This window comes from Atopomonas hussainii (assembly GCF_900109735.1).
Taxonomy (GTDB): Bacteria; Pseudomonadota; Gammaproteobacteria; order Pseudomonadales; family Pseudomonadaceae; genus Atopomonas; species Atopomonas hussainii.
This window is the reverse complement of sequence record NZ_FOAS01000019.1, coordinates 24,639-41,474: the sequence shown is the minus strand read 5'-3', so window position 1 is coordinate 41,474 and position 16,836 is coordinate 24,639. Positions and strand designations below refer to the sequence as shown.

General features: G+C 58.0%; 18 protein-coding genes. 6 read left to right on the top strand and 12 right to left on the bottom strand.

Annotated features, from left to right (window positions below; translation table 11 throughout):
* Positions 1-3: 3 nt before the first annotated feature.
* On the bottom strand, positions 4-825 hold the full coding sequence (locus tag BMX80_RS16095; protein WP_071871725.1) for a nitrate- and nitrite sensing domain-containing protein: 822 nt from the start codon (positions 823-825) through the stop codon (positions 4-6).
* A gap of 276 nt (positions 826-1,101) precedes the next feature.
* On the opposite strand from BMX80_RS16095, the gene BMX80_RS16090 reads away from it, so the two are divergent.
* A complete protein-coding gene (locus BMX80_RS16090) occupies positions 1,102-1,851 on the top strand; it encodes a substrate-binding periplasmic protein (protein WP_074870434.1) in 750 nt (249 codons plus the stop codon).
* 31 nt (positions 1,852-1,882) lie between these two features.
* Here BMX80_RS16090 and cysB read toward each other — a convergent pair whose 3' ends face one another.
* The 4 genes from cysB to BMX80_RS16070 all read right to left on the bottom strand — a co-directional run bounded on the left by cysB (position 1,883) and on the right by BMX80_RS16070 (position 5,367).
* The gene (gene cysB, locus BMX80_RS16085) at positions 1,883-2,857 is read right to left on the bottom strand and encodes an HTH-type transcriptional regulator CysB (RefSeq protein ID WP_071871727.1); all 975 of its coding nucleotides are present in this window, start codon (positions 2,855-2,857) and stop codon (positions 1,883-1,885) included.
* A 102-nt stretch (positions 2,858-2,959) separates the two neighbouring features.
* The gene (locus BMX80_RS16080) at positions 2,960-3,451 is read right to left on the bottom strand and encodes a universal stress protein (RefSeq protein WP_071871728.1); all 492 of its coding nucleotides are present in this window, start codon (positions 3,449-3,451) and stop codon (positions 2,960-2,962) included.
* A 72-nt stretch (positions 3,452-3,523) separates the two neighbouring features.
* Complete coding sequence (locus tag BMX80_RS16075) at positions 3,524-4,423, bottom strand: 5'-nucleotidase (protein WP_074870432.1); 900 nt, start codon at positions 4,421-4,423, stop codon at positions 3,524-3,526.
* Between the two features lie 2 nt (positions 4,424-4,425).
* On the bottom strand, positions 4,426-5,367 hold the full coding sequence (locus BMX80_RS16070; protein WP_074870431.1) for a putative 2-dehydropantoate 2-reductase: 942 nt from the start codon (positions 5,365-5,367) through the stop codon (positions 4,426-4,428).
* Positions 5,368-5,554: 187 nt separating this feature from the next.
* On the opposite strand from BMX80_RS16070, the gene BMX80_RS16065 reads away from it, so the two are divergent.
* Together BMX80_RS16065 and BMX80_RS16060 are read left to right on the top strand one after the other, a co-directional pair.
* Positions 5,555-5,980 carry a PilZ domain-containing protein gene (locus BMX80_RS16065; RefSeq protein WP_071871731.1) on the top strand — a complete coding sequence of 142 codons (426 nt, stop codon included), beginning with the start codon at positions 5,555-5,557 and terminating at the stop codon, positions 5,978-5,980.
* A gap of 121 nt (positions 5,981-6,101) precedes the next feature.
* Positions 6,102-7,181 (top strand): 3-deoxy-7-phosphoheptulonate synthase, encoded by a 1,080-nt coding sequence (locus tag BMX80_RS16060; RefSeq protein ID WP_074870429.1) that lies wholly within the window; start codon positions 6,102-6,104, stop codon positions 7,179-7,181.
* Between the two features lie 206 nt (positions 7,182-7,387).
* Here the strand turns inward: BMX80_RS16060 and BMX80_RS16055 are convergent, their stop codons facing one another.
* Entirely contained in the window at positions 7,388-8,209 is an 822-nt protein-coding gene (locus BMX80_RS16055) for a hypothetical protein (RefSeq protein ID WP_074870427.1), read from the bottom strand.
* A gap of 257 nt (positions 8,210-8,466) precedes the next feature.
* Between BMX80_RS16055 and BMX80_RS16050 the strand changes: the two genes are divergently transcribed.
* Positions 8,467-8,796: a hypothetical protein gene (locus tag BMX80_RS16050; RefSeq protein ID WP_074870425.1), complete on the top strand. Its 330-nt coding sequence runs from the start codon at positions 8,467-8,469 to the stop codon at positions 8,794-8,796.
* Here the strand turns inward: BMX80_RS16050 and BMX80_RS16045 are convergent.
* Positions 8,787-9,776 (bottom strand): NAD-dependent epimerase/dehydratase family protein, encoded by a 990-nt coding sequence (locus tag BMX80_RS16045; RefSeq protein ID WP_074870423.1) that lies wholly within the window; start codon positions 9,774-9,776, stop codon positions 8,787-8,789. The two genes, BMX80_RS16050 and BMX80_RS16045, sit on opposite strands and share 10 nt — an antisense overlap.
* A gap of 60 nt (positions 9,777-9,836) precedes the next feature.
* Complete coding sequence (locus BMX80_RS16040; RefSeq protein WP_074870420.1) at positions 9,837-10,736, bottom strand: LysR family transcriptional regulator ArgP; 900 nt, start codon at positions 10,734-10,736, stop codon at positions 9,837-9,839.
* Positions 10,737-10,837: 101 nt separating this feature from the next.
* Between BMX80_RS16040 and BMX80_RS16035 the strand changes: the two genes are divergently transcribed.
* The gene (locus BMX80_RS16035) at positions 10,838-11,443 is read left to right on the top strand and encodes a LysE/ArgO family amino acid transporter (protein WP_074870418.1); all 606 of its coding nucleotides are present in this window, start codon (positions 10,838-10,840) and stop codon (positions 11,441-11,443) included.
* A gap of 167 nt (positions 11,444-11,610) precedes the next feature.
* On the top strand, positions 11,611-12,192 hold the full coding sequence (sodB, locus tag BMX80_RS16030) for a superoxide dismutase [Fe] (protein ID WP_071871738.1): 582 nt from the start codon (positions 11,611-11,613) through the stop codon (positions 12,190-12,192).
* 76 nt (positions 12,193-12,268) lie between these two features.
* On the opposite strand, the gene pssA is transcribed toward sodB, so the two are convergent.
* The 4 genes from pssA to BMX80_RS16010 all read right to left on the bottom strand — a co-directional run bounded on the left by pssA (position 12,269) and on the right by BMX80_RS16010 (position 16,496).
* The gene (gene pssA, locus BMX80_RS16025) at positions 12,269-13,108 is read right to left on the bottom strand and encodes a CDP-diacylglycerol--serine O-phosphatidyltransferase (protein ID WP_071871739.1); all 840 of its coding nucleotides are present in this window, start codon (positions 13,106-13,108) and stop codon (positions 12,269-12,271) included.
* Between the two features lie 102 nt (positions 13,109-13,210).
* Entirely contained in the window at positions 13,211-14,227 is a 1,017-nt protein-coding gene (ilvC, locus tag BMX80_RS16020) for a ketol-acid reductoisomerase (RefSeq protein ID WP_071871949.1), read from the bottom strand.
* Positions 14,228-14,278: 51 nt separating this feature from the next.
* Entirely contained in the window at positions 14,279-14,770 is a 492-nt protein-coding gene (gene ilvN, locus BMX80_RS16015) for an acetolactate synthase small subunit (protein WP_071871740.1), read from the bottom strand.
* A gap of 1 nt (position 14,771) precedes the next feature.
* Positions 14,772-16,496, bottom strand: a complete 1,725-nt coding sequence (locus tag BMX80_RS16010; protein ID WP_074870459.1) for an acetolactate synthase 3 large subunit — start codon at positions 16,494-16,496, stop codon at positions 14,772-14,774.
* Positions 16,497-16,836: the final 340 nt, after the last annotated feature.

The window sequence follows — 16,836 nt, the reverse complement described above, 5'->3', positions numbered from 1 at the left end:
CGATTAGGCGACTTCGGCGTAGAGCAGATCCAGCCCGTCTTCGATCACCACCTGAATCGCCTGCATCACCAAAGAGATACGGTCGAAAATCACTTCTACCGGCAGCTGCACCAGCTCTACATCAAGGATCTCGTGCTGCACCATGCGGCTTAGATCGGCGATTTGCCGGCGCACATCAAAGCTTGAGGGTAAGTCTTTTAACTGCACCTGCGCCGGTCCCTGAATATCCGCCAAGCGCTGCAGCATGGCCTGACGAACCTCCGGCGAGCAACTGCCCGACTGCGCGCAAATGGCGCTGTAGGCGCGCAGCTGGCCGCAGTTTTCCACTAACTGCGGCAAGGTACGCACGCAGTAAATAGCCAGTGTTCGCTGAAAATGGCTGCCGGCACTGGTTAAGCCGGCGCTATCGGCGGTCTTCTCGACACACTCAAATAGCCGCGCGATGACTTCGGTATGGCAATGCATGCTTTCCAGCGCCGCTTGCTGATCACGCATTTTGGCGAGGTTAAACAGCCCCACCGAGGCCTCTTGCCAAGCACGCTTGACCACATGCGCGGTGCCATCTTGCAGAAGACGGGTCATCTGCCGTGCTTCTTCGGCCACCTGCTGCTCGATAGATTTCAACTGCGGCAACGCGTTCTGCTTACCGCTCAGGTAGCCGGTGGTCAAACCACGATGGCGCTGCACCCAGTTGATAATGCGCATGAGACTTTGCAGCTGACGCAAGCTCACCTCACCACGGGCGCCGCGCAACAAGCGCAGCCACCACGCCAACACTAAGCCTGCTACCAGCAGCACTATGACTGCCCACACACCTTCTTCCATCGAAGCGCTCCTCCACGCATGCCACCTCAAGCGGGCGACTTAGCGTTTTCTCAGCAGGCTTTATGCCAAGCCGCAGCGAGCGCTCTAGATCAACACTTCCACGCGAGCCAAGCCAATCGCGCGCACCAATTCAGCGCACCCCAATAGCGCAGCAAACTTTACGCCGCATAAAGGTGCAACTAGGCTAAAAAGACCGTTTACAGCGGCGAGATCACCTGCGTGAGAGCCTTACTAGCACTGTTTTCGGCGCTGCTGTGTGTATCACCTGCAGCAGCCATGACGCTCTGCATCGAAGATGCCGACTACAGCCCGTTCATCCTGCCTGATGTGCCTGCGCAGCACGCCGGCGTTTTACCGGCATTAGCGATGCACGCTGCCGAACAAACCCAGCAACCGCTGAAGCTGATCCGCCACCCATGGAAACGCTGCATTGATATGGTGCAAAAGGGCCAAGTTGATCTGATTCTGGCGGCCATTTGGCTACCCGAGCGTGACGTTTGGGGGCAGTACCCCAAACACGCCAACGCCCCCAGCGGCCCGCCTGATCGCAGCAAACGTCTTTGGACTGCCGAATACCCAGTGTTTGTCGCCAACAACAGCAGCCTGACTTATGACGGAAAAGCCTTTAACGCCACAAAAGTCGGTTTAGCCGGCCCGCCTGGCTACGTGGTGACCAAACGCTTAGCCGCCATGGGCCTGCTGTACGCCCAACCACTCATGCCAGCCACCGGCCTACGACTGGTCGCGCTGGAGCGTTTAGATGGCTACGCGGTCGAGCGGCATATCGGCACCCACCTGCTGTATCAGCAAAACCTGCAAAACAAAGTGCGCACGCTGAGCCCTGTGTTTCAGCGTGATGATTGGTATGTGGTGTTTTCCTACCCCTTTGCTGAGCAGCACCCCGAGCAGGTGGCGGCTTTTTATGCCGCGCTGGAGCAAGCTCGCGAGCGCTTTGGCCAAGCGCTACTAGAGCGCCACCTTAATCAAGCCAAACGCCAGTACTCAGCAACGACAACGCCGCGCTAAGTAGCGCGGCGTTGTTAATCGCGGCAACCCGCTAGTAAACCGGCAAGTCGGTTTCAGCAAACAACTCATCCAGCTCAGTGCGGCTGTGACACTGCACCGCGGCATCAACACGCTCGCGGGTTAAGTGCGGGGCGAACTGCTCGATAAAGTCGTACATATAGCCGCGCAAGAAGGTGCCCTTACGGAAGCCAATTTTGGTGACGCTGGACTCAAACAGCTCGCTGGCATCCAGCACCACTAAGTCTTTGTCGATCTGCTCATCCACCGCCATGCGCGCGACAATGCCGACACCCAAGCCTAAGCGCACATAGGTTTTGATCACGTCGGCATCGGCAGCGGTAAACACCACCTTCGGCGACAGACCTTTGTGGGTGAACGCCTCATCGAGCTTAGAACGCCCGGTGAAACCAAACACATAGGTGACCAGCGGATGCTCGGCCAAGGCTTCTAACGTCAACTTTGGCAAACGTGTGAGCGGATGGCCCTGCGGCACGATCACGCAGCGATTCCAGCGGTAGCACGGCATCATGATCAGATCGCTGAACAGCTCCAGCGCTTCGGTGGCAATGGCAAAATCCACCGTGCCGTCAGCCGCCATTTCCGAAATCTGCATAGGCGTGCCTTGGTTCATCTGCAGCGCCACATCGGGATACTGGTCAATAAAGCGGCGAATCACCGGCGGCAAGGCATAACGCGCCTGGGTATGGGTGGTGGCAATCGACAGCGTGCCTTTTTTCTCGTTAGAGAACTCTTGGGCAATCTGCTTGATGCTTTCGACTTTGCGCAGGATCTCGCCAGCGGTTTGAATAATCCGCTCGCCGGCCGGGGTAATACGCGTTAAATGCTTACCCGAGCGGGAGAACACTTCCACGCCTAGCTCGTCTTCCAGCAAGCGAATTTGCTTACTGATACCCGGCTGCGAGGTGTACAGACTTTGCGCCGTGGCCGATACGTTGAGATCGTGATGCGCGACTTCCCAGATGTAGCGCAGTTGCTGCAATTTCATTCCCTAACCCCTTACACCTTAGCCCGCCGCTTGTAACCGCAGCGTTATAACCAAGGCTGTGCATATTCAAAAGCTAGACGATATTTTAGGCGCTGCACAGTTTTACGCCGAGCGGTGTTGCAGCATCGGCACCAGATAAACCGGCACCTGTGACAGCTGTAACAAACGCGCGGCGGTGCGCCCCAGCGACGAGTGCAACGAGTCGCCATGACTGTGACTGCCAATCACTAATAGATCGACACCCAGCACTTCGGCCTCTTGCAGAATCACTTGGGGTGGATCGCCCTGCACCACCCGCACGCCTTTGAGCGAGTCTAAATCGGTGAGCCCCTCGGTGAGGTCATCACGAAAGGCTTCCAGCACACGCTCTTCGATACTCGACATCACCACTGACAAGCCGTTTTCGCGCAGCTCATCGAGCACGCTGTCATCCAGATAGGTTTGTAAAACTGACTCCGCAAATAATCCCAATGGCTCAACCGCATGAATCACGTGCAATTGCGCCCCGTGCGCGCGGGCCAGTTGCAGCGCGTGCTGCAACACATACGGCGCATACAGGCCCAGATCGGTGGCATACAGAATGGAACTGATCATCAAGCCTCCAGCACAACAGGGAGTCCTGACCTCAGCTTAGCAGGGCTTTACGCTCGGCACGTTTTCGCTGGCCTAGCGCTGATTGCTGATGCCGTGCGGCACATGCCCGGTGCTGACCACGCCGCTGGCGGCCTCGCAGTGGCCTTGCTGGTCATCAAAAAATAAATCGGCGCCAAAGGCCTGCAAAAATTCGGCTTTGCTTAAGCCGCCCAAAAACAGCGATTCATCCAAGCGAATATCCCACTCACGCAAAGTACGAATCACCCGCTCGTGCGCCGGCGCCGAACGCGCGGTGACCAGCGCGGTGCGAATCGGGCACTCCTCGGGGCTGAACTCTTTTTGCAGCTGATTAAGCACGGTTAAAAACGGCTTGAACGGCCCACCACCTAACGGCTTGCGCGCCGCTTGCTGTTCGCTGTTTTGAAAGGCGGCTAAGCCTTCGCGCTGAAATACCTGCTCGGACTCATCGGAAAACAGCACCGCATCGCCATCAAAGGCAAGCAATAAAGGCCCATCGGCGCGGTTTTTCGGCCCACCGGGGATAATCGTTGCCGCAGCAAACCCCGCCTGCAGCGCCAAGCGCACATCGTCGGCATGGGTGGATAAAAACAGCTGGCAGTTGAACGCGCGCAAATAGTTATGCGGCGTGCGCCCGCCGGAAAACGCCGCACGGGTGATGTTCAAACCGTAATGCTGAATCGAATTGAACACCCGCAGCCCGGTATCGGCGCTATTGCGCGACACCAACACCACCTCGACTTTGTGGTTATCCAGCTGCTGGTTAATCCGCAGCAGCTTTTCCACCATGGCATAGGCTTCGCCCTTACCGAGCACTTCGTCTTCGTGATCGATTTGAAAGCGCCGGTAGGCCTCGACGCCCTCTTGTTCGTACACCGCGTGACTGTCATCCAAGTCAAACAATGCACGGGAGGAAATCGCCACCACCAGTTTGTCCTGCAGGGTGACGGGCATGCTTAATCCTCAGCTTGGGTTTTAAAACGCAAACAGTTGAGCAGCATCTGCACCTGCGGCATGTTCACCCCGTTACCTATGGCGGCCTTGAGCGGCGCGGCATAAATAGCGGCTAGTTCCAGTGGGCGCTGCTGTGCGTAGTCGTGATACATGCTGGGGAAGTAGTCCGGCATGCGCTCGGTGGCGGCGAGCATTTTTGCCACCAAATCAGCCGGCAAGCTGGCACCGCAAGCGGCAGCGCCGGCCATCACCTCGGCCATCATCTGCGCGATCAAGGCGCGACTGTCCGCATCGGCCATCAACTCGCCGGTGCTGGCGTCCAACAATACCGACAGACCGTTATAGGGAATATTCCACACCAACTTCTGCCACCGCGCGGTGGTGACATCCGGCAGCACATGGGAGTCGATAGCGGCCGCTTTAAAGCGCGTCGAGAGTGCTTTGGCAAGCGCCGCACCATCGGCCGCCGGGCCGGAGTGATAAGCCAGATTCAAACCGCCATAGGCCTGATGGCAAACCCGCGCCGGCGCTTTGCGGTGCACGCAGATAAAGCACAAACCGGCCAGCAAGTGCCGATCGGCTGGCAGTTGCGCGCGCAGCTCATCCTCCACGGCATAGCCGTTTTGCAGCAAAACCACCGCGGCACTGGGGGCAGCCACTTGGTTAATCAGCGGCGCCATCTCGGCGTTATTAGTGGTTTTGTTGCACACCAGCACGATATCGCACGGCGGCATGTCTGCCGCGCTTTGGTAGACCTGCGCGGGGTTTAAGGTCAGTTCGCCTTGCTCGGCATGTTCAATCACTAAGCCCTGCTCGCGCGCGGCAACAAAGTCGCTACGTAATAAAAAGTGCACATCGGCACCGGCGCGGGCCAGCAACACCCCATAGAAAGCACCGATAGCGCCGGCACCCAACACGCCAATGCGCGCGTTTGTGTAATCCATAACTCCCCCTCACCGTCGGTCGCTTGCCACTTAAGAATGGCGCAAGCCAGCCGTCGTCTAAAATATGCCTTGTGCTGTGCTTTCATCGCACAGCCGCGTGCCCAGCATGCGACCGATGGATCTGCCGCATTAGCAAACGCAGCCACCAAGCCGAGTCTTGGCCCGCTGCATGGCCTAGGTAACTCCCATGCGCCAGTACATACGTCACCCCAGCAACATGCCTGTTGAGCTGCATATTGCCGAGCACGGCGCCGAGCAACAAGCTTTGCAAGACATCAGCCTTGGCGGCGTCGCCTGCCACTGCGATGCCCCCGCCGATGTTGGCAGCCCGGTCGACCTAACCATTCCCCTGCCCGAAGGCGATACCCAGCACAGCGGTGTGGTGGCTTGGTGTAAAGAGGATGAGCCGGGCTATCTGATTGGCATCAGCTTTTGCGATCAAGACAGCCTGTACCACATCCGCATGATCGAACAACTGTGTGCCATCGAGGCCTATCGCAAGGCATTGGAGCAAGCCCTTGGCCGCCCGGTGGATAGCGAAGAAGCCGCCAAGCAATGGATTAAAGAAAACGCTGCCGATTTTCCGCAAATGCATGCCGCCACGCTGCATTGACAGGCGCCAGCCATTGTCGTGCACCACGCTTTAACGGTAAGGTTGCTGCTCCCCGGAACACTGATCCTGCGGTGCAGCCTGCCAGCTTAGCGCCACGCGGATCGCGCTTAAGAGTTGCACAATGGCTGAATTACTGCTCGACGATCTGAACGTATCTTCCAACGAGGCCTTGATCACGCCTGACCAGCTCAAGCACGAGCTGCCGTTAAGCGATGTGGCACGCAATACCGTGACCGCCGGCCGCCAAGTGGTGCGCGACATCTTGGACGGCAAAGATCACCGCCTGTTTGTGGTGATCGGCCCCTGCTCCATTCACGACATCAAAGCCGCTAAAGAATATGCCAGCCGCCTGAAAACCCTGGCCGCCGAGCTGAGCGACACCCTGTACTTGGTCATGCGTGTGTACTTTGAAAAGCCACGCACCACGGTAGGCTGGAAAGGCCTGATCAACGACCCGTACATGGACGACTCGTTCAAGATTCAAGACGGTCTGCACATTGGCCGCCAGCTGTTGCTGGAACTGGCAGAAATGGGCCTGCCGACCGCCACTGAAGCGCTCGACCCAATCTCCCCGCAGTACCTGCAAGACCTGATCAGCTGGTCGGCGATTGGCGCGCGTACTACCGAATCGCAAACCCACCGCGAAATGGCCTCGGGCCTGTCTTCTGCAGTGGGCTTTAAAAATGGCACCGACGGCAGCCTGACCGTGGCCATCAACGCGCTGCAATCCACTTTAAGCCCGCACCGCTTCTTGGGTATCAACCAAGAAGGCCAAGTGTCGATCGTCACCACCAAAGGCAACCCTTACGGCCACGTAGTACTGCGCGGCGGCAACGGCAAGCCCAACTACGACTCGGTGAGCGTGGCGCTGTGTGAGCAAGAGCTGAACAAAGCCAAGATCATGCCCAACATCATGATCGACTGCAGCCACGCCAACTCCAACAAAGACCCATCCCTGCAGCCGCTGGTGATGGAAAACGTTGCCAACCAGATTCTGGAAGGCAACCAGTCAATCGTTGGCCTGATGGTGGAAAGCCACCTGAACTGGGGTAGCCAGTCGATTCCTAAAGATCACAGCCAGCTGCAATACGGCGTGTCGATCACCGATGCGTGCATCGACTGGGAAACCACCGAGCGCACCCTGCGCAGCATGGCCAGCAAGTTGAAAGATGTGCTACCGAAGCGTCAGCGCGGCCAGTAAGGAACACGTCGATTTAATGGCTGCACAGCTCAATAACCGCGTTACTCGGTGCTCGCAATCTCGCCTACCACACGGTATGTCTCGCTTGCTGCGCGCCGAGTGCCTTGTTCCTAAGCTGTTCGCCGATTAACTCAACGCGCCCTCAGCAGAAAGCATAAAAAAACGCCGGACTTTCCGGCGTTTTTTTATGGGTCAGTGAAACGTGTTTACTGCCGCGCTTGCACTTCTAGCTGCAAGTTACGCAGCTGCGTTTGCAAGGTGGCGATATTGCCGGTGACCTGCTGGCGGAAGGCATCCATCGCCGCTTGTGACTCGTTTTGCGTGCTGCGGGTTTCCAGCTCGCTGCGCAGAATCAACAGGTCGTCTTGCACTTGCTGCAACTGCGGATTGTTCTTCGCCAAGCCTTCAACGCGCGTTAGCTGAGCCTGTAGCTTATCCAGCGCGGGGCGCAGTTCGTTCAGCGAGGCCAAGCGCTTGTCCTGCGCGCTTTGCGCATCGGCCAAGGCGTTTACCTGCGTGGCGGTGGCAGCTTGGGCGGCTTGCTGCTGCTTCACACTGTCTTGCAAGTGACCCTGCTGCTGCGCGGTTTGTTTTTGCTGCTCGCTCAAAACTTGCTGCTGACGCTGGATATTGCCCAGCTGCGTTTCCAACTGTTTAACACGCAGCTTGAGCGCTTCGTTTTCGGTGGTCACGCTGGACTCGGTCTCGACCACCTTGCCACTCACCTCTTGCAGGCGACCGGCGGCTTCTTCACTAATGCGGGCAAAACTTTCCTGCGTGGCGACCAGTTGTCGCTGCAACAGAATGATCTGCTGAAAGCTCCACCAGCCAAGCCCGGCCAGTACTGCGGCCAAAACAGCCACCAGCAACCAAATAGGCGCGGTCGAGGCCGGCTTTACCGGCGCCTGCGCGCTACGTGACGTTGCCGCCGAGGCACTCGCCGGTGGCGCTTCGGGCGGCGCATCGGACTGATCAACCGCGCTTAGGCTCGGCAGTTGAGTGATCTCATCATTGACATCGTTACGCATGACTTCAGTCCCACGGCGGGCGGCTAATAAAGCGCGCCAGTATAGCGATTAAGCCCCGGCACCGGGAGCACCGCCAGTCCCGCCGCAACGCACCAAAACGTTCACCCAACGCACGCAAACGCCCCAAATAGAGGCATTACTCCCCGCTGCGCCAATCTCTGCGCAACAACAAGTAGTGCAACGACTCAGCAAAGTGTGAACAGGCACGCCGTTTGCGTAGGCAAACGCTAGTCAAACGGTTCAGCAAGGACTCCGCCATGGAAATGACCAAACCCATCATTGATTGCATGCAAAACCTGCGTCGCCGCATTCGCGCCGAACAGGGTAGCGATATCCGTTTGAGTCAGGCCGATGCCATTGCGCAAATGCTCACGCTGGCGGTGAAATCACGCGACGAAAAAACCCGCGCGCTAGGCAAAGAGCTCAGCCAGCTGACCGGCAGCGAACTGCCCGCCAGTCAACCGCTCGCCAGTGCCACCGCAACACCGAGCAATACCTACCGTGGTGCCATGGTGCAGAGCGAAGAAGCCCACCCGGCACACACAGCCAGTGTGCGCATTTACCGCGGGCAAAAGGTTTACGCCTGATTCGCTTGCCAGTGGTCGCAAAACTCATCGATGGCATCCCACAGGCTGTGCTCGGCGCGGTAATCCAAGTATTGCTGCGCACGAGCGATATCCAACGAGAAGTCTTTGGCCATCACATCGATACCTAAGCGAAACAAACCCGGCTCCGGCTTACCCGGTAACAGGTGACAAACACCTTCGTTCAAGGCCGCCGCGCTATAGGCCAGCGCGTAAGGCAAACGCCCACGCACGCTGCCCAGTTCTAAGCGGCGCAGCACATAATTGACCACATCCCAAAACGGCACTGGCTTGCCATCGCTGATGTTGTAGGCCTTGCCGAGCGCCTCGCCTTCGGCCTGCAGGGCGCTGAACAGCGCATCGCAAAGATTGCCGATACTGGTGAAATCGACCCGATTCAGGCCGTCACCAATCATGCGTAACTGCCCGCGCTGCTGGCGGGCAATCAAGCGCGGAAAAATGCTCGTATCCCCGGCACCGGTGACAAAGCGCGGGCGCAGTGCCACCACTTTCAAACCAAACTCGCCGGCGGCAAACACCGCTTGTTCGGCCAAGTATTTGGTTGCGCCGTAATGATCGGCAAAGCGCTTGGGGATATCGCCTTCTTGAATGCCGACACGTTTGTGCCCACCGAAATAAATCGACGGCGATGACAAATGCACCAAGCGCGGCACATTATCTTTAATGCAAGCGTCGACGATTTGCTCGGTGAGCTGAATATTGCCCGCCACAAACCGCTCACGCGGCCCCCACACACCCACCGCGCCGGCGCAGTGAACCACGGCATCCACACCGCGGCAGGCCTGCTGTGCCACCTCGGCATCGGCCAAATCGCCTTGGCATAACTCGGCACCGCGGGCGAGCAGCGCCGCCACACTCTCTGGCCGGCGCGCATTGACGCGCACTTTTAAGCCTTGCTGCAGGGCAAACAAGGCAAACCGCCCACCAATAAAACCACCGGCGCCTGTCACTAAGATGTGCATGTGTGTCTCCCTCTGGGTTTGCCCGGCATCCTCGGCCATGCCGCGCAGCGCGTCACTGTCTCACGCGGCCAAATAGTGCTGTGCTACGTGCTGCACATGTTTGGCCAAGGCATCTAACAGTGCACCGCCCTGCCGCCAATGATGCCAATACAGCGGAATACTTAAGTGCCAGCCTGTTACCACATCCAACAAGCGCCCACTGGCTAACGCGGGCTCGATTTGGATCTGTGGAATCAAACCATAGCCCAAGCCGGCGGCCACCAACTCGACATAGCCTTCGGAAGCCGGGCAGACATGCTGGGCGAATTCCGCACGCAAGCCTTGCTCAAGCAAAAAACGGTGCTGTAGGCGGTCATCCGGGCCAAACACAATCGCTGGTGCGGCTTGCAGTTCGCTCGCCACCAGCTGGCCGCTCGCCTGCGAAGCGGGCAAGTAACGCTGCGCAAACGCCGGGCTACACACGGCGCGATAAACCATCTGCCCCAAATACACGCTGCGCGCACCAGCCACCGGCTGAGCATGCTCACAAATGCAGGCGGCCACTTCACCGCTGCGCATACGTTCCAGCCCCACCGCTTGGTCGGCCACCACATGATCCAACAGCAACTCATGGCGCTGGCTAAAGCTGGCCATCGCCTTGGGCCACCACGTGGCCAAGCTATCAGCATTAATCGCCAAGCGCAGATTGTTGAAGGCGCCATCCTGCAGGCTAGGCACCTGACGGGTGAGCTGCGCCTCTAATAAACGCACCTGCTGCCAATGGTTCAGCAACTGCTGGCCGAGCGCAGTGGGCTGCGGCGGGGTACTGCGGATCAACACCGCCTGCCCTAGACGCGCCTCCAGCAAACGTAACCGCTGCGAGACCGCCGATTGCGAGATGTGCAACTGCTGCGCCGCACGCTCGAAACCGGCTTGCTCAATCACCGCCGCCAACGCATGCAGCAACTTGTAATCAACCATTAGCTTTTCTTATATCCGTTAAGCAGTATTTGTTTAACTTATCAGCGCAGTTTACCTAGCCTTGATGCCCATGACAGCCCCACGACAGATTCGAGGTGACCATGTGGCAAAGTTATTGGAATGGCCTGGCCGTTGCTGCCGGCCTGATTATTGCGATCGGCACGCAGAATGCCTTTGTGCTCGGGCAGAGCCTTAAGCGCGAGTTTCACTTAAGCGCCGCCACGCTGTGCATCCTCTGCGATGCGCTGATGATTTGCTTAGGCGTGTTTGGCTTAACCCGCGTTTTGCAGCAGCACCCTGATGCGTTAGAGGCCATTCGCTGGGCTGGGGTGGTCTTTTTACTCGCCTATGCAGGGTTTGCTGCGCGACGGGCGGTGCGCCCCAACAGCCTCAAACAACACGAACAGCGACGCTTAAGCCATGGCGCGGTGCTGGTCACCACCTTAGCGGTGACCTTACTGAACCCGCACTTTTATTTGGATACCGTGCTGCTGATCGGCTCGCTCGGCGCGCAGCAAATTCACCCCGGTGCCTATGCCGCTGGCGCTACCTCAGCCTCGGCATTGTGGTTTATCAGCTTAGCGCTGGGTGCAGCGTGGCTCGCCCCGTATCTGGCACGCCCGATCACTTGGCGCCTACTCGACAGTGCTATCGCCGCGCTGATGCTGTGGATTGCCTACGGCTTAGCCTTTCCCGCGGGGGCATAACGGGCGCTCTAGAGCCTGCGCCAAGCTAAAGCCTTACAGTTCTCGCGTGGATAGGCCAAGGCTTGCTCTGCTATTATCCAGCCGTTGTACTCACAACTGCCCGGCCCCGTGAAGCCGGCACCTGCGCCTCGCGCAGGCCTGATCGATAAAGAAAATGGAGATAAGCCATGGCTTTCGAACTGCCGCCGCTGCCTTACGCGCAAGACGCTCTTGCCCCGCACATTTCTGCTGAAACCCTCGAGTTTCACTACGGCAAGCACCACAACGCTTACGTGGTTAACCTGAACAACCTGGTACCGGGTAGCGAATTCGAAGGCAAAACCCTGGAAGAGATCGTTAAAACCTCTTCTGGTGGTGTCTTCAACAACGCTGCTCAAGTATGGAACCACACCTTCTACTGGAACTGCCTGAGCCCCAACGGCGGTGGTCAACCCACTGGCGAACTGGCTGCTGCCATCGACAAGGCCTTCGGTTCTTTCGACAAGTTCAAAGAAGAGTTCACCAAAACCGCTATCGGCACCTTCGGCTCTGGCTGGGCGTGGCTGGTTAAGAAAGCTGACGGCTCGCTGGCTCTGGCTAGCACCATCGGCGCTGGCTGCCCGCTGACCAGCGGCGACACCCCGCTGCTGACCTGCGACGTTTGGGAACACGCCTACTACGTTGACTACCGCAACGCACGTCCGAAGTACGTCGAGGCGTTCTGGAACCTGGTCAACTGGGACTTCGTGGCTAAGAACCTGGCCGCCTAAGTCCTTCTGTTACCGAGTTTTCGGTAACAGCCAACAAAAAACCCGCCGCGGCGGGTTTTTTGTTACTTACAGTTTTTTACTGCTCGCTATTACCTTCGGCTACCGGCGCCTTCTTGCGCAGGCTTAATGCATGTTGCACTGGGCCCGAGCAAGCGTAGATCAAGAACACCAGCAGCAGCACGCGCGCCGGGTCAGTGAACACCACGGCAAACACCAGCACGGCAATCAGAATCACAAAGAACGGCACGCGGCCTTTGAGGTCGAGGTCTTTAAAGCTGTAGTAGCGGATATTGCTGACCATCAGCATGCCCGCCAATGCGACGATCACGGCAATTAAGAAGGCGATGTCTTTACCCGCCACATCCCACTCGTGGAAGCCCCACACCATACCGGCCACCAAGGCCGCTGCGGCAGGGCTGGCCAGACCGGTAAAGTAGCGCTTATCCGCCTTGCCCACTTGCGTGTTAAAGCGCGCCAAACGCAGCGCTGCACCGGCCACATAAATAAAGGCGACCATCCAGCCGACTTTGCCAAGGCTACCCAGCGCCCATTCGAAGGCTACCAGCGCCGGCGCCACCCCGAAGGCGACCATGTCCGACAGCGAGTCGTACTCGGCCCCAAAGGCGCTTTGCGTGTTGGTGAGACGTGCCACACGGCCGTCCATGCCATCGAGAATCATGGCGACAAAAATGGCAATCGCCGCCTGCTCGAAGTTACCGCTCATGGCATTAATGATGGCGTAGAAGCCACTGAACAACGCCGCCGTGGTGAACAGATTGGGCAGCAAATAAATCCCGCGATGGCGCACTTTGCGGCCTTCGGCGTCGAGCTCTTCTTCGATGTGCTCATCGATGGGCAGCAAGCCTTCAAACTCGTCGGCTTTGTTAGTGGGCTGCTCGTTTGCACGATCGGTCATGGTGGTTTCCTTGCACTTCAAAGTGAGGGCTTTGTACCAGAAAGCCCAACAAAAAAAAACGCGACCCCGAAGGGCCGCGCTTTTAGACCAGACGCGAGCGAATTAGTTTTTGCTCTTGTCGACGATCTTGTTGGCCGAAATCCACGGCATCATAGCGCGCAGCTTCTCACCCACCACTTCAATGCCGTGCGCGGCATTGTTGCGACGGTACGCGGTCATGGAAGCGTAGTTGCTCTGACCTTCGAGGATGAACTTCTTCGCGTACTCGCCGTCCTGAATGTCTTTCAGGGCCTGACGCATCGCCGCGCGGGACTCGTCGTTGATCACTTTCGGGCCAGTCACGTACTCGCCGTACTCCGCGTTGTTGGAGATCGAGTAGTTCATGTTGGCGATGCCGCCTTCGAACATCAGGTCAACGATCAGCTTCAGCTCGTGCAAACACTCGAAGTAAGCCATTTCCGGCGCGTAACCGGCTTCCACCAGGGTTTCGAAACCAGCTTTAACCAGCTCAACGCAACCGCCGCACAGTACTGCCTGCTCACCGAACAGGTCGGTTTCGGTTTCGTCTTTGAAGGTGGTTTCGATGATGCCGGTACGGCCGCCGCCTACACCGCAGGCGTAAGACAGGGCAACGTCTTTGGCCTTGCCAGAAGCGTCTTGGTAGATAGCGATCAGGTCAGGAATACCGCCGCCTTTGACGAACTCAGAACGCACAGTGTGGCCCGGGGCCTTCGGTGCGATCATGATCACGTCCAGGTCAGCGCGCGGCACAACTTGGTTGTAGTGAATCGCGAAGCCGTGAGCGAAGGCCAGAGTAGCGCCCTTTTTCAGGTTCGGCTCGATCTCTTCTTGGTACAGCTTGCCCTGGAATTCGTCCGGGGTCAGGATCATCACCACGTCAGCCGAGGCCACAGCATCTTTAACCGGCTGCACGCGCAGACCGTGTGCTTCGGCTTTGGCAACAGTGGCGGAACCGCTACGCAGACCAACCACAACGTCAACGCCAGAGTCTTTCAGGTTGCACGCGTGCGCGTGGCCCTGCGAACCGTAACCGATGATGGCTACTTTCTTGCCCTGGATGATCGACAGGTTGCAGTCCTTGTCGTAGTAAACATTCAAGCCCATGGAAATTCTCCTCTTTACTGGCCGTGCGGCCCTTCAATTCGTTGTTTAAACGCTCAAAATCTTGTCGCCACGGGCAATGCCGGTGACACCACTGCGCACTACTTCGAGAATCGAAGCGGTGCCAACTGCCTGGATGAAGCTGTCCAGTTTATCGCTGGTGCCCGACAGCTGCACGGTGTACACGCTGCTAGTCACGTCGACGATCTGGCCACGGAAGATGTCCGTGGTGCGCTTGATTTCCGCACGCTGGGCACCGGTGGCCTTAATTTTGATCAGCATCAGTTCACGCTCAACGTGGGCGCTTTCCGACAGATTCACCAGTTTGACCACTTCGATCAGCTTGTTCAGCTGCTTGGTGATCTGCTCGATCACTTCGTCGTGACCTTTGGTGGTCAGGGTCAGACGCGACAGGGTCGGGTCTTCGGTCGGCGCTACGGTGAGCGATTCAATGTTGTAGTTACGCTGCGAGAACAGGCCAACCACGCGCGACAGCGCACCCGGCTCGTTTTCCATCAACAGGGAAATGATATGCCGCATGTTAGGTACGCTCCGTCTTGCTCAGCCACATGTCGCGCATCGAGCCGTCTTTGATCTGCATCGGATAGACGTGCTCGCCCGGATCAACCACGACGTTGACGAACACCAGTCGATCTTTCATCGCAAAGGCTTCCGCCAGCTTGGGTTTTAAGTCTTCCAAGCGCTCGATCTGGATGCCCACATGGCCATAGGCCTCGGCCAGTTTGACGAAATCCGGCAGCGACTCCATGTACGAGTGCGAGTAACGGCTGCTGTACTGCATGTCTTGCCACTGACGCACCATGCCCAAGGCATTGTTGTTCAGGTTGATGATCTTCACCGGCAAGTCGTACTGCAGACAGGTCGACAGCTCTTGGATGTTCATCTGGATGGAGCCTTCGCCGGTCACACAGGCGACTTCCGCATCCGGGTAATGCAGCTTGATACCCATCGCCGCGGGGAAACCGAAGCCCATGGTGCCCAGGCCGCCGGAGTTGATCCAACGATTGGGCTTATCAAAGCGGTAGTACTGCGCCGCGAACATCTGATGCTGGCCCACGTCGGAAGTCACATAGGCATCGCCTTGGGTGACTTCGTACAGCGCTTCGATCACCGCTTGTGGCTTGATGATGCTGCCGTCGCCTTCGTCGTAGGGGAACATCTTGCGCTCGCCGCGCCACTCGTCGATCTGCTTCCACCAGCTGTTCAGCGCTTCTTTGGCCGGCTTGTCACCGGTTTCCGCCAACACGCTGTTCATCTCGCTCAGCACCGCTTCAACCGGCCCTACAATCGGGATGTCGGCACGAATGGTCTTGGAGATAGACGCCGGGTCAATGTCGATATGGATGATCTTGGCGTTCGGGCAGAACTTGCTCGCACCGTTGATCACGCGGTCGTCGAAACGGGCGCCGACGGCCACAATCACATCGGCATGGTGCATGGCCAAGTTGGCCACGTAGCTGCCGTGCATACCGAGCATGCCAAGGAACTGTCGATCCGAACCTGGGAAGCCGCCCAAACCCATCAGGGTGTTGGTGACCGGCAGGTTGAGGTTCTTCGCCAGTTCAGTCAGCGGCTCAGCGGCTTGGCCGAGAATCACGCCACCACCGGAGTAAATGATCGGGCGCTTGGCGCTGGTTAACAGCTCAGCGGCCTTACGAATCTGCCCAGAGTGACCACGGGTGGCTGGGTTGTAAGAACGCAGCTTGACCTTCTTCGGGTACTCGTACTCGTATTTCTTGGTCGGGTCGGTCATATCTTTCGGGATATCGACCACCACCGGGCCCGGACGACCGGACTCCGCCAAATAAAACGCCTTCTTGATCACCTCAGGGATTTCGCGCGGGTCTTTGATCATGAAGCTGTGCTTCACGATGGGGCGCGAAATGCCGACCATGTCGGTTTCTTGGAAAGCATCGGTACCCACCATGGCGCTCGGCACCTGGCCGGAGATCACCACCATGGGGATTGAGTCCATGTAGGCGGTGGCCAAACCGGTGATCGCGTTGGTCGCGCCGGGGCCAGAGGTGACCAGCACCACACCGGCTTTGCCGGAGGCACGTGCATAGCCATCGGCCATGTGGGTCGCAGCCTGTTCGTGGCGGACCAGCACGTGGGTCAATTCTTCTTCTTTAAACAGGGCGTCATAGATGTGCAGCAAGGCACCGCCCGGATAACCGTAGATGTACTTCACGCCTTCGTCGCGCAGTGAACGCACGACCATTTCAGCGCCAGATAAAAGCTCCACGTTGTCTACCTCAACTAGGCTGCCAACAGCATCGGCAGCGAGATTCAACAAGTTTTTCGCCAGACACGGCAACAGAACGCTCGACATTCCGTTCGGCGTTCGCAAGGAAGAAATTGGGGGGAGCTCAGGAAGATAGCGAGAACCCGTCCAACCCAACGCGCGGTAACGCAGAAAGGGTACGGTCGTCATGTCGGCGTGGTGTGCGCCTCGTGACCAGCCCGGCTGCTTGCGGTAAGCGAGTCAACCAGTGAGCGGCGATTCTGCGCAATAAGCGCGCAGTGCGTCAACCCTTGCGCAGAAAAAAGTCGCGCAGCGCGCGGCCAAACCGCTAATTTGTGCG